We start from the raw sequence: 15,949 nt of genomic DNA, 5'->3' as shown, positions 1-15,949 counted from the left end.
AATACAAAGAGCAGTTAACAATTAGTTAAACACTCTCTCCCGACGTGATCTGATAACCCATATCGAAGACTTTTTCTTCTTGCGTTTCGCCTTTCAGGCGCGCAATTAATAGCTCTGCGCTCTTTACACCAATTTGGAAACGCGGCGTATCAACGCTGGTCAGTTTCGGACTGATGGTTTGACCGATATCCAACGCGTTATAGCCCGCCACTGCCAATTGCTGTGGAACTTGAATGCCACGTTGCTGCGCACTCAGCATGGTGCCAATTGCGATGTCATCGTTGGTACAGAACACCCCATCGAGCGTTGGGTGCGTTTCCAGTGCGCGTTCGAGCAAATCATGCGCTAAAGAAAAACTAGAATGATCACCAGTTAATACATGTTTGGGTTCTAGCCCTGCTTCTGTCATCGCGCGATCGTAACCTTGCATCCGCAATTTGGTTCGCGTATCCAGACGCGCGCCAAAATAGACGATTGTACGCTTCCCCGTATCTAGCATCTGCTTAACCACGGTGTACGACGCATCTTCATGATCGAGTCCAACCGCCATATCAATCGGCTCCGATGGCAGTTCCATGGTTTCGACCACCGGAATGCCCGCATTTTTGATCATCTGTAATGTACGCGGCGTGTGATGGCTTTCAGTTAGAATAAGCCCATCGACTTGATAAGAGAGTAATGACGCGATCTTGCGCTCTTCTTCAAGCTCATCGTAGCTAAAATGCGCTAAAAGCGTCTCATAGCCATTGGCTTTGGTCACCATCTCTATGCCCTGAACAAAGGAAGCAAAAATTTGGTTGGACAAAGACGGCAGTAAAATACCAATGGCTTTACTGGAGGACTTTGACAACATCGCCGGTGCACGGTTTTCGATGTAACCCATCTCTTCAATCGCAGTCGCAATCTTGGCCCGAGTCTTTTCCGCCACCGATTCAGGGTTACGCATGTAGCGTGAAACGGTCATCTTCGTGACGCCAACCTGGTCTGCGACATCCTGCAATGTCGTACGAGTTTTCTTATTCTGTTGAGCCATAAATATGTGATTTATCAGTAATGTTACAAGTAACATTATGACGAATAGACTCTCTGCCGACAAGCTCAGTGAAAATAATTCGCAAAATCATGACGTTATTACTCCACTAGCCATCAAATTGCGTTTCATGGATTGTGAATCAAAACCGAATAAATAAATGACATTTATATCAAAGTTCTTATAAAATGCCGTACCTAAAAGAATAAGACATTAGTCACAGTGCAGTTAGGCTCTAGCGAAACCCAGATTTACTACCACCTGCTTGCTCTGGACGACTCCCAAAAGCAGCAATACCTCCAAGCATTGCAACGAAGTCAACCTGAGCTGTATCGACAACTCGTTCCTCTTTTAGCCAACGAGACACCGGAAGAACAGCTAACGCAGTTACTTTATTTTGGTGCTCATCAGGCAACGAACCAAGACGTCGATCTAAGCGGAGAAATCATCAGTAAGTACCGCCTAACTCATGAGTTGGGGCGTGGTGGCATGGGTGTCGTATACGCCGCTCTACGTGCAGATGAAACGTTCGAGCAAGATCTGGCTATCAAGTTTATTCAAAGCAATTTGAGCAATGTGTTAGGGCAACGCGCACTCTTCGATGAAGCTCAACTTCTCGCGCGTCTAAACCATCCTTACATCGCGAAAGTGTTTGACGGCGGTCTTCATCAAGATTCGGTTTACATCGTGATGGAGCGGGTGTTTGGTCAAACTTTGGATGAGTATCTATCTGAAAAGAAGCTAGAAAAAACGGAGAAGCTGCTGTTGTTTAAGCAGATCTGCCAGGCGATGGAGCACGCCCACCAGCACCAGGTTTTGCATGCCGATCTAAAACCAGAAAATATACTGATTGATCGTAGCAAGCGTCCCAAGCTGCTTGACTTCAACTTGACTCAAAAAGCGCACTCCAACCGAGAAGATTCACCCTCAGCGCTGATTGCGTTTAGCCAAAATTTTGCCAGCCCAGAGCAGCAAGCAGGACAGGTTCTAACAGAGCAAAGCGACGTGTACTCCTTAGGCAAAATTCTCGCTTTGATGTTTCCATCACCAACAATTTGGTCTGATGTTTACTGGGTGATAAGACGCGCAACGCGTCCTGCCACTCAAATGCGATATATCAATGTTCGAGCATTGCGCATTGATATCGAACGAATTATCGAACGCCGTCCAATCGAGCAGAAAAAAAACTGGCCATTGTATAGCGCCTTTCGCTTGGTACAGCGACGTCCCCTTGCTTCGGTATTGTCAGGCATCATTGTGCTCTCTGGTGTGTTATTTGGCAGCGCCATGATGCAAAAGAATATCCAGCTGCAACAAGAGAAGAAGATTGCAGAAGATATGATGTACGAAATGACTCGCCTCATCTTCCACGCGAAGGGGCAAAATGTCGAACATCTCTCAGTGAACTCCATGATGGAGTTAACACGAAGGCGGATACTCTCTAACCCAGATATCCCCAAACATATAAAACAAAAAATGTTGTTGGCGATGATGACACCGGTGCCAGAGAAGCACCTAACTACACCAATGAGTTGTCAGCCAAATTGTGCGTCTAAGGACAGCACCAACCAATAAGGCTTAAAACAAGATGTATACACGTTCAGTGGTATTTTGGCTGTCTGCATTGACGGCTACGTCCACGTTGGCAGCAGACGTTTCAGCTGCCACTTCACACCCACCAGCTTCAACCTTGAAGCAAGGCTACTTTATCGACGCCCCAGTGACTGGCCTGTATTACAAAACCAGTTCCAATATCACTGGCGTCACTCAGCAAGGAGCATTTCATTACCAACCCGGTGATGTAATTAGCTTCTTCCTTGGTAACGATGATAAAGGTTATCTGCTGACGACCTTATCAAGCCAAGAAGTGCTGACGCCGACGATGGCGACAACCAAACCTAGCCGCAGCATCAATATGACGCGTCTGCTGCTTTCTCTCGACAGCACGCCTGAGAATCGTGAGGAAATTGTCCTAGCAAACCGTGTGCTGTCTGATCCTCACTTTCAAAGCCAGCTCAAAGGCCTTGATCTCAATTACCTGGATGACGCTAAACGCTACCTCAATCTCGATTGGGTATCTGTCAATGAGGCGATTGAGCACCTAAACGAAAGCCAGCAGTACATTGAAAAAAACTTTACCTCTGATGAGATCATTTTTGAACCTCGCGACATAACGTTCAAAAACATCGTCATCAAAAAGAAGGATTGGCAAGGCCGCGCTTGTGCTTACGATCTACGCTATCAGCATCATCCCAAATATCGTCCTCCTATTGGTGAAACTCGATTCACCATCACCAAAGACTCATTGATTGAACACCCAAGCATTGGCGACCATTTTCAAGGCTGCTTCCTCTCGATGAAGCGCCCTATCACGGAAGATGTCGTCGAACCGATAAGCAAGTTTGCGGATTGGTTTAATATCGTTGGTTGTTCAATCACAGGGTGCACCCGCAACGACTTGAATGGCTTTTCTCTCGAAGACTTCGATGATGAAGGCGACTGGAAGTACCGCTCCGTTGCCCTCAATTTTGATCCGAGCACCGAGTTATTGATGGAAAAAGTACAAGGTCTCGGGCGTAAAAAAAACATCCAACACAATAACCGCACAGAAATGCTCTGGTTTACGTATCCCAATACTAGCGAACACGATATTGACTACCTCGGCGTGTGGCAGCAAACCGAATACCACCAACAGTCCATGACACAATCGTGCCTATTGATGCGCCATCAACAAGTCATGCGACTGCCGAAAAATACGGACACCTGCCCAACCGATACAAGCCTGTACACCCAAGATGTTACCCGCGAATTTGCCGACATGTGGTGGGTCAACAATAGCGCCCCCAAAGCCGAACTCGCGCAAATGAACGTCATGGTACGTTGGTCAACAACCCCATCTGAAATCAATTACACCACCTGGGAATACTTGCCAGCTGGTGCAACTTGGGAGCAAGGCATTTTATATCGCTATCAACAAAATGTTCTGCGCAACCAAGACGGTTCCGATCGCATTGAAACCCACACCATTTCTGAATTTGTCAAAGTGAGCGAGGATGTATAACCATGACAACAGCAGTAGCACTGACACAAATCATTCAACAATGGCAATCTGGTGATAAACGAGCTGAGAGCGAGCTCTATCAGTTTGCTTATTTACAGTTGCGTAAGATCGCCCAACATGAGCGTGAACGAAATGCAGAAAAGTACGGCACCGACAACAAAGTACTGGCAGACAGCGTCAACAGCACCACGGCATTAATTCATGATGCTTACCTGAAAATGTCCAACTGCGACATGAGTGAAATTGAAACAAAGCGCGATTTCTTTTTGATGGCCGCCAAAGTGATGCGTCAAATTTTGATCGACAACGCACGCTCGCACCAAGCACAAAAGCGTCAACACATTACATTGATGAGAGATGAAGAAGATCGTTTCGAGCAATTGATTATCATGGATAAAGCTCTGGATAGTTTCAGTAGCCGCTATCCACGCCAATCGAGCGCACTCAAACTCAAGTATTTAATGGGCATGAAAAACCAAGAAATCAGTGAGCTACTCGAATGCAGCGCAAGCCTGATAGAGAAAGACCTCAAATTCTCTCGCAGTTGGCTACAATCACGAATGGCGCACACGTAATCATGAACAAAAAGCTTTGGATAATCGGCGCAGTATGCGTCGGTTTGTTCGGTATTTACTTCATTTCAAACAAACACAATTTGGCATCTGTGGAAGGATCGTCAGACAACGCCGACAAGTCAACCCAGCAAGCACATCGTCAATATGAGCGCACATCTTTAGTTGAAGTAAAGCAAGCGTTGACAGGTTCTGCGTTGGATCGCACTCATAAAAAAGCGGGAGATGACGCATTTAACTCCGCCCTTTTAGGACAACCAGGCCCTGTTACGAATCCATTTCATACCACAGAAGACAACACGTTTTACGAGTCAGCATTGGGTGATAAGAACAGCCGACCACAAGAGGACCCATCAGAGAATAATAAACCCATCATCAACCTCACTGTGGAACAGCAGCTACAAACCATTATTTATGCTTGGGAGCTGAAACAAAACTCTCCGGTGAGTTATTCGCTCAACCTTAACCAGCTTTTTGAAGACCCAGATGGCGATCTCCTCACCACTCAGATTTGGCTTGAAAACGCCAATGGGTTAAGAGTCCTCAACCAAGGACAAATGATGGTGCAAGGAGCGCCTGAGGAAATAAAAACCACCACATATTTAGCGGTAGCAGCGCGCGATGATTATCACGGTAATAGCGATCATGCATGGGTTACAACGCGCTTTGAGTTACCCGTTATCACACCCGATCAAAATGACACAGAACACTCGTTAGTTGGCGATGTAGTTTATCGCCTAGAGACGACACAAAATCTTGCCGGTATCGCGTACGCGTATGAAGTGGTGTATTGCGAGGCCTTTCAGTTTGAGGGGGGCGAAGTAAGTTATGCCGCCTCACACAACAAACGCCAGTGTCCTGAAAAGGGAGACTTGAAAAAAGTGGGCAAGTACAAAATCAGTGATGACTCGTTGATCGTTTATGTCCAAGGTGTACGCCAAATTTGGACCATCAAAAAAGAATACCCATCTCAGGTTCATGAAGATACTCGGAACTACTTCACCACCGTGTTTGATGGTAAACAATTCGAAAGCTACACCATGCAAAAAAACAAGCAATCGATGGAAAAACGCATCAATGTCCACACTGGTGAGTACGAATATCAAGGAACGTTGTTTGACTACCTCTTTCCCATTTCAGGAGGGGGTTACATAAACGGGACTGCTAGCAACTACATATTTGATAGAAGTGTTCAGGGTAACGAACCAGTGCACAAGCTGGACTCTGATCTCAATATGAAATCAAATCAACATGACCTATTTTGTCATGATTATTTATTTTACTGGTACAGCTCTATCGTAGCGGGGCGAGGCGAGTTTGCCGATATTATCTCTAGCTCAATGGATTTTGACGGCGTAAATCCAATACATTGTGCTGAATGGCCAGATAATTACTGGCAACGAACATTTATGTTTTACAACCTTGAATACACAGATTACGACATATTCATTCCAGGCGAAGTCTACAGTTATGTGCTTAAACCTCACCCTCAATTTGCTGATCGCGTTGAGGAATTTAAGATCAACATGATTTATCACGCCCCTGTCCTTAGCGACACCCAATAAACCTTTTTTACCGGTGGTTATTTTAACAAAACAATCATTCCCAAAATAAAACTGGAACCGTGATCAAATTATAAATTTTCCATCATAGACAAAAAATAGAAATAAATTTTACGGGTTTTGTGCGGATTTTCGTGTCTTGAACCTAAGCTCAATAGTCATTAAAAAGACACAACTCTCTTATATCTCACTAGTGAGATATAAAGAAAAAAATAATAAAAAAAGCGACTTTCTCATTCGGAAACGAAACAAGGACAAATAAATAATGAATAAGGTGAGTTTACTAGCAGCGTCAGTGGCTATCGCTCTTACAGGCTGTGGCGGTTCAGATGGTGGTTCAAACAGTGCTAACGACGGCGTTGTGATCACAGGTTTTGACGGCTACTTCAAGCATGCCGTTGTTTTTGAAGATACGAACAACAACGGCCAATGGGACACTCAAGAAACATTCCTTGGTCTGACCGATGAGAAAGGTCAACTGAAATTGGATGCAAAACCAGAAAGCACTCTAGCGCTACAGACCATCACACCAAACGGTTCAAAGCAGAAACAGCTCATCGCCTTGGATGCGAAAGAGTACGCTGGCAAATACACGGTAGATATGGATCATCCAGGCCAAGCTATGGCGCACGAAATCGTATTCCGTGCACCAACATCATCAAACGTGATTTCACCTATCACGGATCTTGTGGCGATTGAAATGGCAAAAGATCCAGCCATTAGTGAAGAAGACGCGAAAGCGAAAGTAAACCAAGCGCTAGGAGGCTCAGAAGAAGCACCAATTGATCTGTACAGTGATTTTGTTGAAGGTGCGACAAAAAACGCCGAACTACATAAAACCGCTCAGATTCTGACCGACTCGAAAGCACAAAACCCAACGAATTACGAGAAAAAAGCCACGGAGTTTGCTCAAGCGGCAAACCAAGAAGTGGAACGTCTTGTTGCATCTGGCGAAAACATCAATGACCCAAATCTACGTCCAATCATCACTGACGCGACCCCAGACAGCGACACCTTAGCACCTGAAACGGCAGTTAATAACAAGCTAACCGTAAACAAAATCGTCGAAAAGGCAGCTAAAGATAAGCTAGAAAAACTACCAAAAATCGTACAAGGCGTGGACTTTGATGGCTTAGAGCTAGACATTGAAGGTCTATTTGCAGACAAAGACCAAAACCTTGTGACAACCAAACTGACGCACAACTTTGCAGGCACAGGCATTGAAGTTGTGCAAACTGGCAACCTGATTGTTCTACATCCAACTGCAATCGTAGAGAAAGCTGGTGATTTTGAGATTGTTCTAACGGCGCAAGACATTGATTCGTCAGGTAAGGTTTTGGGTACAGTAAGCACCGTATTTCAGTTCGAAATCGAATCGGCAAACTTACCACCAATGGTTGTAGAAACAGAACAAGCGCGTCTGCAGTCCATCGTTGATGGTTGGTACCTACAACAAGGTGAAGTGTTTGAACAAACACTCGATATTTCTGGTTTGTTCCAAGATAAAGACGGTCAAATTACCGACTACTCAGCGGACTATGTAGACATTGAAGGTCTAACAGTATCTGAGGATGGTAATGCAATTATCACCATTAAAGGCACACCAACAAAAGCAGGTGAAGCTGGAGCAGTACTTGCGATTAGCGCAACAGATGGCCATACCGCGGTACAAATTGCGCTCAGCATGCCAACGGTTATCGAAGGCGTCACGCCACCACCAGTAGTACCGACTTTGGGCTTCACTCACGAGCACTTCAACGGTCAAGAATGGAAAATGGGTAGCTTTGCACAGAAAGATGGTGAAATTGGCTACGCCATGTTGATGCAAGATTCTGAAGGCCTACTATTCTGCTGGGGTTCAAACCACGATGAGATGAATCAAGAGTACAAAGCGAACATCAGTGACTTCCTAAAAGACACATGGGAACACGATGCTTACGCCATTCTTGCCGATCTGGACCAACAAACTGGTTACACGGAATACAACAATAAAGACTGTAACGACGTTGAGCTGAAAGACGGTAAGCTATACAACAGCTACGGCGACGAGTATGAAATGTTGTACCAGCACAAAACCGAGCATAACGGCACTCAAATGATCGTTAAAATATCAGATGATGAGCTGTTCTGGATGGACTCAAGCAATACCCCATTTGCAGAATCACTTTCGGTTGCAGAACACATCAAACACGGCACGGTAGAGCATGACTTGATGGTAGAAAGTAATGGCACAGGCGACGACACAGTCCTGAAATACTCGTCAGGTGCGTACGAATACGACACTGATACTTACAACTACACTTCGTTCATGCCAACAGGATTCCAAACTCCAGGTAATTGGGAAATCCAGAATGCTGAAGACCGTGAACTGCTGATTCTAGAAGAAACGGGCTCAGAGTCAGATTACAAAACTCGTCATCGTTACATTAACCGCGATTTTGGTGATTTTTATATCGGTATTCGTTGGAGTAAAGAACAAAACGGTCATGAATCCGCGCCGGAATATGGTCTGTACTCTAACAGCAAAGAAGCCATGACAAGCATCGCGAGTTCACTACCGATTTTGGAGCCTGGTGATGATGACTAAAGCAACCATCGTTAACCCTTGCTGTGATAGCGTGCATTTGCGTAGAAGACGCAGAACACTTTGGGAACGATTGGTCGGCATCAAAGAAGTGTATATCTGCTCTAACTGTCACAAAGAAACGCCACTCAAATAGCGATAATATTTGAGACCGCAAAAAGCCCCGAACTCGGGGCTTTCTTCTATATTTTGACCGCAATATCTGAGTCGTTATTTCACGCACACCACGTTCAATAATGAGGTCCCGGTGAGCTGATTGGGCTCACGATCGGCGAACAAACCTTTCTTATCTTTGCCCCAATACGGCAGTTGCAGTGGCCATTGATTTTTTTCCATCACCCCAGACGCCCTCAGCGCTTTAAACTCTGCAGGGTTGGCTAAGCTCATACCCAGTTGCTGACATACTTTGTGCGAGTTTTCGTAGTTGAGGCGGTTCCACGGCTTACCATGTTCCATGTAAAACTGATTATGGTGATCGAGTAAATATGGGACCACGTACGTTTTGCCCTGTACTGAAGTTCTCAACCGAACTTCAATGTCATCATTTCCAGTGACAATTGGCTTCGCTTTGGTCTTAGCAACAGGCTTAGACGAAGAGCTATCACGCGAACTTTTTGCATTGGTATCTGGCTTCTCTGCCCGCGCTTTAAAGGCGTCGGTATCAGCTCGCACAGCAGGAACTGGCGCGGGTTTCGGGGTCACCGTCGGTGTTGGCTTAACCGAAGATGCGGCTGATTTCGACGGCACAGCGGGTTTAGATAGTGTCGTAGACTGTTTATTCTCTTTTCCAACCACGCGGATGAACGCCTCTTTGTAATTCGACAAGGTTTTGACTCCTCGCAAATCTCCCCTCGCATCAGACAGATCTTTGTAAGGCCCAATCAAACAGCGATAACCTTTGGATTCAGGCTTCATCCACACGTCGGTCGTAATCTTGCTGTAAAGCGGCTTTGCTTTCGCGAGTGACATAGGCTTTGGTAGTAATCCGCATTGAATCCAGTAGAGGTAGTTGCCTCCTTGCGGCACTTTCTTTCCCCATACTCCGTTACCAATTGGGCATGTTTTCTCAAGCATCGGTAATTCTTTCTCGCTGGCTTGAGTGGCTTGGCAAAGGAACTCCTCCGCCTCAACTGGATTAGAAAACTGGGCGCATACCAGCAACAAACCCAAAGCCAGGCTTGCTTGGAAGACGTTAGATGGGCGTTGGGCCTTCTTCATTTCCATACACTTCACTCTAAATTAGTGGGTAAGGTCATCATGGCGGAAAAGCGCCAAAAAAATGTGAACAAAGAATAACTAGCAAAAAAAGAGCCGGAATTTGCATCCGGCTCTCAGTTTAGGAAGGAATTAAGTGAATTTACAACGCTTGGTGGGAAAATTCTTATCCTTTGTACAGTTTCGGGTTGAATACATCACGTAGCCAGTCGCCCAACAGGTTGATAACCAAAACCAATGTTACTAGCACGATGCCAGGGAAAGCAGTAATCCACCATGCACCAGAGAAGATGTAGTTAAAGCCGATGCTGATTAGCGCACCCAGTGACGGCTGATCAACAGGAAGACCCAAACCTAGGAATGACAGTGCCGCTTCCGACATGATCGCATTCGCTACCTGTACCGTCGAGATAACCAAGATTGGCGATAGACAGTTTGGCAGAATGTGACGGAACATGATTCGCGGAGCTTTAAAGCCCATCACACGCGCCGCTTCGACGTATTCTTTCTTCTTCTCTGCCAATACCGAGGCACGAATAGTCCGTGCGTATTGCGGCCATTCAGCCACACCGATGATCACCACCAGCATCACCACTGCGTATTGGCTGTAAAAATCGCTGCCAAAGCTGGCTTTGAAAATGGCCGATACGATGATCGCCACCATCATGGTTGAGAACGATAGTTGAACATCCGCAAAGCGCATCAAGAAGCTATCGATACGACCACCGAAGTAACCCGCCGACAAACCAATGATGATACCCAGAATCAACTGAAGACCGACGGCTAAAAAGCCGATCGTCAAAGACAAACGAGAACCGTAAAGAATGGTCGATAAAATATCACGGCCTTGCTCATCAGTACCCAACACAAAGCGTTCATCGCCATCTTCCATCCACGAAGGTGGCAACTCAGAATCCATGATGTCGATAGACGTCAGATCGTACGGGTCTGTTGGCGCAAGAATCGGTGCAGCCAATGCCAATACTAAGAACATCATAAAGACGGTAAAACTCGCCATCGCCACTTTGTCGCGTTTGAAATAATACAGAAAATCTGACTCTTTGAAACGCTGCCACGCTGATGGAGCAGGAGCTGGTGTTAAATTTGATTGGCTCATGATTAAGCTCCTTTTCCAGTTAGGTTCACAGTTGGGTTGATGATGCCGTATAGCAAGTCAACGATGGTATTGGTTACCACGAAGATCAGACCAACAAAGATAACGTAGGCAGTGATCAGCGGTGTATCTACACGGTTGATTGCCTCTAGGAAAAGGAAGCCAGTGCCCGGCCATTGGAACACGGTTTCAGTAAGAATGGTGTAGGCCACCATGGTACCAATCTGCACACCACCTACTGTCAATACTGGTAGCATGGTGTTCTTAAGTGCATGTTGGTAATAAATCTTTTGTAAGTTCAAACCTTTTGCTTTGGCGAACTTAATGTATTCCGAACTCAGAACTTCCAGCATTTCTGAACGCACCAAGCGGATGAACAACGGCAACATGATAGACGCTAGCGCAATACAAGGTAGGATGAGGTGCTTGATACCATCAATGGTAAAGAAGCCAGATTCCCAACCGAGCACATTAGCGGTCTCGCCCCGCCCGTAGGAAGGCAGCCAACCGAGTTCTATGGAGAAGACATACATCAGCATGATTGCGGTTAAGAACACCGGAATCGAGATACCGACACTGCTCATCGCCATGACAAATTTGGTAAAAACACTCTTAGGATGAATCGCAGAGTACACCCCAAGCGGAATAGAGAAAACAATGATGATAAGCGTCGCGCCAAACACGAGCTCTAATGTAGCCACCAGCTTGTCGAGAATCACCTCAACCGCAGGTCGCTTGAAAAAATATGAGGTACCCAAATCACCTTGCAGTGCATTACCCACAAAGCGCGTATACTTTGTGATAAAGGGATCGTTCAGGCCTAAGTCGTCGCGTAGCGCTTGACGCTCCGATTCCGAAACCGACTGACCTACAAGCTCACGCAGCGGATCACCCAGGTTGTCCTGAATGGCAAACGCCACCAAACTGATCACAAACATCACTATCAGTGCCTGAAACAGGCGCTTGACCAGAAACGAAAACATTCCTTGCCCCTTAACTATCCATAGATCTCTAAATTAGAGAGAAAATTCAGTCTAAATAACCAACTCAATCCGACTGAAACAAAATTGAGTCGAGTGCTTTAAGTTGAGGAGGGAAATCCATCCCTCCTCAAAGTAGACTAACCGTGATTATTCAACCACTAGGTCACCGAAGTAAGGCATTACCATTGGGTTAACGATATCTGCCGCTTTCACGTTAGACTTCGCGCCCCATGCTTCACTTTGCCAGTGTAGCGGTACGAATGCTGCGTCGTTGTATAGTGTCGCTTCTACGCCCTTCAGCATTTCTGCACGTTTCGCAGGGTCCGTCTCTACGTTCGCAGCTTCAACCACTTTGTCCATTTCTGGGTTTGAGTAGTAACCACAGTTGTACTGACCACGACCGGTTTCTTCGTTACGAGTCATAGTTAGGAACTCGTTGAAGTTCGCTGAGTCTTCTGTATCTGAGTGCCAACCGATCATCAGCATGTCTGCCGCACACTTGTCGAACTCAGGCCAGTACTGCGCTTTTGGCATGGTCTTCAGATCAACCTTGATACCGATCTTAGACAACATTGCCGCCGCCGCTTGTGCTACTTTCGCATCGTTCACGTAACGGTTGTTTGGTGCGATCATCGTTAGCGTCAGGCCGTTTTCGTAACCCGCTTCTTTCATCAGTTCTTTCGCTTTCTTCAAATCGTAGCGAGGTACTAGCTTGTCATCGTGACCTACGTAACCTGCCGGGCTTTGCTGACCAGCAGCCGTTGCGAAGCCTTTCATGATTTTCTTCACGATACCTTCGTTATTGATTGCGTGAACAATCGCTTGGCGAACGCGAACGTCTTTCAATGCTTCGTTGCTGTTTTGGTTTAGTTGGAACGTGATGATACGAGTACCAGGCAGCGTGACGAGGTCGATGCCGTCAGCATCTTCAACGCGTTTGTGGTCGTTTGGCGCTACAGGGTGAATCATGTCTACACCGCCAGAAAGCAGCGCTGCTACACGAGTTGCGTCTTCTTTGATTGGCACAAGTGTTAGCTTATCAACATTACCTTTCGACTCTTTGTCCCAGTAATCTTTAAAGCGTTCAAATTCCACTTTTACGCCCTGTTCACGTGAAGTCACAATGAATGGCCCCGTGCCAGATACGTTAGTCGATGCAAATGAGTTACCGTGCTTCACTAACTCAGACTTGTCTTTGCCGTCCGCAGTTTTGCCAGTGTAGAACTTGCTGTCCATTGGGAAAATGTACGTTGCGGTTTGCAACACTAGTGGGTAAGGACCTTTAGTTACAAGATCGAACGTGTTGTCGTCAACTTTGACGATTTTTTCGTACGGGTCGAAGATGTTTTTAAAGTCAGGAGAGCTTTGTAAACGCTGGAACGTCCACACGACGTCGTCAGCCGTTAGAGTATTGCCAGAATGGAATTTCACACCTTCACGTAGTTTGAAACGAACAGTCGTATCGTTAATACGTTCCCAGCTTTCTGCTAGGCGAGGCTCGAAATCCATTTTTTGAGTAAAGCGAACCAACGGATCAAATACCATGTGTGACATTTGCAGTGTGCCACCTGATAGCTGCTCATGTGGGTCAAGCGATACTGGGTCAGCTGCATAGCCAACTTTGATATCTGCTGCCATTGCGTTAAAGCTTAGGCCCGCAGCCATTAGCGCCACTGCTAATTTGCTTTTCATGGTTTTCATTTGCATAACTCCTTCATGCGGGGATACGGATCCCTTGTTGTTGTGTTTGCGTCTTTGTTATGACTAAAGGTTAGCCAAGCGAATTGCTTGGTTTATGCCGTTTCGATCTCTTCTCGCAAGCCAGTAAACTCCGGCATCAGAGAAATCAATTTTTTGCTGTATTCGTGTTGAGGTGCCGTGAATAACTGTTCTGTTGGTGCCACTTCTAAAAGTGTACCCATTTGCATCACACCTACTCGGTCACACATCTGACGAATAACAGGTAAATCGTGGCTGATAAACAACATAGTCAAGTTCAGCTCACTTTGCAGATCTTTCAGCAAGTTTAGAATTTGTGCCTGTACCGATACGTCCAGTGCTGAGGTCGGTTCATCACAAATCAAAAGTCGAGGACGAGTCGCCAACGCACGCGCAATAGAAATACGCTGACGCTGACCACCGGAGAATTCATGAGGGTACTTAAGCCCAGCCATTCGACCCAAACCAACATGATCCAATAGGTCATTCACGATTTGGCGAGTTTCCGACTCGTTTTTCGTCAATTTATGGAAACGGATTGGCTCAGCAATAATATCGAATACCTTCATACGAGGGTTCATTGAAGTATATGGGTTTTGGAACACCATCTGCATTTGACGACGCATCGGGCGGCGCTCTTTCTCAGAGGTTAAAGCGGTCAGGTCAATGCCCTCGAATTTCACCTGACCAGAATTAGGTTGGTATAAACCAGCAATCACACGTGCAATGGTCGATTTACCTGAACCAGACTCGCCCACCAAACCAAAGGTTTCGCCTTCGTGCACTTCAAAGCTCACATTATTAGATGCTTGCACGTATTCTCGGCGGCTCTCGAACAAAGAGTCTTTGGTCACAAAGCGAAGATTGACGTTCTTCACGTCCAAAAGCGGGCCAGTGTACTCACGCTCATCTTGGCTTTGTCCTAACCAGTGGTTCTTGATATCGAGTGGCTCCATTTCCGCCGCTTCTTCGATATAGCTTACTAACGGGAAACGATCTAACTTTCTATCTGAACGTGGTACCGCTGAAATTAGACTGCGAGTGTAAGAGTGATCAGGATCGCCCAATACTTTGGCTGTTGGTCCAAACTCCACCAAGTCACCACGATACATTACCGCCACGCGATCGGTGACGTTGGAGACTACCCCCATATCGTGAGTAACCAACATACAGCCGACATTGTTCTTGATACACAGCTCGCGGATCAAGTTGAGGATTTGGTCTTGGATAGAAACGTCTAACGCCGTAGTTGGTTCGTCCGCAATGATGAGATCAGGCTCACCAGCCAAAGCAATGGCAATGACAACACGCTGACGCATACCACCAGAGAATTGATGCGGGTACTGCTTTAAGCGGTTTTCTGGTTGAGGAATACCAACCTGCTGCATAAGAGAAAGCGCGCGCTGATACGCCTCTTCATCAGAGACCTTCATGTTGGCGTGGATCGTCTCTTTCAGCTGTTGCTCAACAGTAAAAAGTGGATTGAGCGAGGTCATCGGATCTTGGAAAATAAAACCTATTTTCGAGCCGCGAACCTTACGCATCGCTTCTGGTGATAGGCCAGAAATTTTTTCTCCATCCAGGAATACATCACCGCTAGCAACGCGACCTGGAGGGCTAAGCAAATCGATAACAGCGTTACCAACGGTGGATTTACCCGCACCTGATTCGCCAACAACACCCACGATTTCACCACGTTCAATATGAAAAGAAAGTGACTTCACGGCAGCGTGAACGCCGTGTCGGGATGGGTATTCAATACGAAGGTTTTTCACTTCTAATAGTGACATTTCAGACCCCTACTGCCTTGTCTGTGGTATCGAATCATGCCAAAGGCACCATTCATCACCTGAATGAATCCGTTCAAATTCAGAATAATACTCTGAAATCTTAATGCGGAAATAATTTGGCAAAAATCACACAAAAAAGCAACAATTAAAGTATATTCCGCCGAAAAAACATTAAATAAACGCACAATTAGCGAATAAAAATGCATTAACAAGTATTTAACCATTTTCATATCACACTATTTTTGTGCGTCATGCACCAATAAAACTAGAAAAATGCTCTAAAAGTAAACATGAGCTAAACAAGATCATTAACCATATT

12 protein-coding genes are annotated in these 15,949 nt (G+C 45.9%); 6 read left to right on the top strand and 6 right to left on the bottom strand.

Annotated elements, in window-relative coordinates; all coding sequences use genetic code 11:
- Positions 1-25 precede the first annotated feature (25 nt).
- A complete protein-coding gene (locus tag R7Z47_RS16055) occupies positions 26-1,033 on the bottom strand; it encodes a substrate-binding domain-containing protein (protein ID WP_017636149.1) in 1,008 nt (335 codons plus the stop codon).
- A gap of 219 nt (positions 1,034-1,252) precedes the next feature.
- On the opposite strand from R7Z47_RS16055, the gene R7Z47_RS16050 reads away from it, so the two are divergent.
- The 6 genes from R7Z47_RS16050 (at position 1,253) to R7Z47_RS16025 (ending at position 8,945) form a co-directional block, all read left to right on the top strand.
- Positions 1,253-2,605, top strand: a complete 1,353-nt coding sequence (locus tag R7Z47_RS16050) for a serine/threonine-protein kinase (RefSeq protein ID WP_318130250.1) — start codon at positions 1,253-1,255, stop codon at positions 2,603-2,605.
- Between the two features lie 13 nt (positions 2,606-2,618).
- A complete protein-coding gene (locus R7Z47_RS16045) occupies positions 2,619-4,091 on the top strand; it encodes a chromosome partitioning protein ParA (RefSeq protein WP_239932356.1) in 1,473 nt (490 codons plus the stop codon).
- A gap of 2 nt (positions 4,092-4,093) precedes the next feature.
- Positions 4,094-4,666: a sigma-70 family RNA polymerase sigma factor gene (locus R7Z47_RS16040; RefSeq protein WP_065274990.1), complete on the top strand. Its 573-nt coding sequence runs from the start codon at positions 4,094-4,096 to the stop codon at positions 4,664-4,666.
- Positions 4,667-4,668: 2 nt separating this feature from the next.
- Positions 4,669-6,228 (top strand): hypothetical protein, encoded by a 1,560-nt coding sequence (locus tag R7Z47_RS16035; RefSeq protein WP_222712381.1) that lies wholly within the window; start codon positions 4,669-4,671, stop codon positions 6,226-6,228.
- A gap of 262 nt (positions 6,229-6,490) precedes the next feature.
- Complete coding sequence (locus R7Z47_RS16030) at positions 6,491-8,812, top strand: acid phosphatase (protein WP_213987260.1); 2,322 nt, start codon at positions 6,491-6,493, stop codon at positions 8,810-8,812.
- Positions 8,802-8,945, top strand: a complete 144-nt coding sequence (locus R7Z47_RS16025) for a hypothetical protein (protein WP_012841245.1) — start codon at positions 8,802-8,804, stop codon at positions 8,943-8,945. The genes R7Z47_RS16030 and R7Z47_RS16025 overlap by 11 nt, the downstream gene beginning before the upstream one ends.
- 74 nt (positions 8,946-9,019) lie before the next feature.
- Here R7Z47_RS16025 and R7Z47_RS16020 read toward each other — a convergent pair whose 3' ends face one another.
- From R7Z47_RS16020 to R7Z47_RS16000, 5 genes are all read right to left on the bottom strand, one after another.
- Positions 9,020-10,033, bottom strand: a complete 1,014-nt coding sequence (locus R7Z47_RS16020) for an SPOR domain-containing protein (protein ID WP_186584562.1) — start codon at positions 10,031-10,033, stop codon at positions 9,020-9,022.
- Positions 10,034-10,190: 157 nt separating this feature from the next.
- The gene (locus R7Z47_RS16015; RefSeq protein WP_005384239.1) at positions 10,191-11,141 is read right to left on the bottom strand and encodes an ABC transporter permease; all 951 of its coding nucleotides are present in this window, start codon (positions 11,139-11,141) and stop codon (positions 10,191-10,193) included.
- 2 nt (positions 11,142-11,143) lie between these two features.
- Positions 11,144-12,121 carry an ABC transporter permease gene (locus R7Z47_RS16010; RefSeq protein ID WP_005379110.1) on the bottom strand — a complete coding sequence of 326 codons (978 nt, stop codon included), beginning with the start codon at positions 12,119-12,121 and terminating at the stop codon, positions 11,144-11,146.
- A gap of 147 nt (positions 12,122-12,268) precedes the next feature.
- Positions 12,269-13,822, bottom strand: coding sequence for an ABC transporter substrate-binding protein (locus R7Z47_RS16005; protein WP_005379109.1), 1,554 nt, complete (start codon positions 13,820-13,822; stop codon positions 12,269-12,271).
- Between the two features lie 92 nt (positions 13,823-13,914).
- Positions 13,915-15,630: a dipeptide ABC transporter ATP-binding protein gene (locus tag R7Z47_RS16000; protein ID WP_005379108.1), complete on the bottom strand. Its 1,716-nt coding sequence runs from the start codon at positions 15,628-15,630 to the stop codon at positions 13,915-13,917.
- Positions 15,631-15,949 lie beyond the last annotated feature (319 nt).

It is taken from the genome of Vibrio sp. 1641, from assembly GCF_033339995.1.
Classification (GTDB): domain Bacteria; phylum Pseudomonadota; class Gammaproteobacteria; order Enterobacterales; family Vibrionaceae; genus Vibrio; species Vibrio alginolyticus.
Note: the sequence above shows the minus strand (reverse complement) of the source record. Positions and strands in the feature narration are given on the sequence as shown.

Excerpts from the sequence above, each read along its gene's own strand:
- R7Z47_RS16055 (WP_017636149.1), bottom strand. The coding sequence starts at position 1,033 with ATGGCTCAACAGAATAAGAAAACTCGTACGACATTGCAGGATGTCGCA.
- R7Z47_RS16045 (WP_239932356.1), top strand. The coding sequence starts at position 2,619 with ATGTATACACGTTCAGTGGTATTTTGGCTGTCTGCATTGACGGCTACG.
- R7Z47_RS16040 (WP_065274990.1), top strand. The coding sequence starts at position 4,094 with ATGACAACAGCAGTAGCACTGACACAAATCATTCAACAATGGCAATCT.
- R7Z47_RS16035 (WP_222712381.1), top strand. The coding sequence starts at position 4,669 with ATGAACAAAAAGCTTTGGATAATCGGCGCAGTATGCGTCGGTTTGTTC.
- R7Z47_RS16030 (WP_213987260.1), top strand. The coding sequence starts at position 6,491 with ATGAATAAGGTGAGTTTACTAGCAGCGTCAGTGGCTATCGCTCTTACA.
- R7Z47_RS16025 (WP_012841245.1), top strand. The coding sequence starts at position 8,802 with ATGATGACTAAAGCAACCATCGTTAACCCTTGCTGTGATAGCGTGCAT.
- R7Z47_RS16020 (WP_186584562.1), bottom strand. The coding sequence starts at position 10,033 with ATGGAAATGAAGAAGGCCCAACGCCCATCTAACGTCTTCCAAGCAAGC.
- R7Z47_RS16015 (WP_005384239.1), bottom strand. The coding sequence starts at position 11,141 with ATGAGCCAATCAAATTTAACACCAGCTCCTGCTCCATCAGCGTGGCAG.
- R7Z47_RS16010 (WP_005379110.1), bottom strand. The coding sequence starts at position 12,121 with ATGTTTTCGTTTCTGGTCAAGCGCCTGTTTCAGGCACTGATAGTGATG.
- R7Z47_RS16005 (WP_005379109.1), bottom strand. The coding sequence starts at position 13,822 with ATGAAAACCATGAAAAGCAAATTAGCAGTGGCGCTAATGGCTGCGGGC.
- R7Z47_RS16000 (WP_005379108.1), bottom strand. The coding sequence starts at position 15,630 with ATGTCACTATTAGAAGTGAAAAACCTTCGTATTGAATACCCATCCCGA.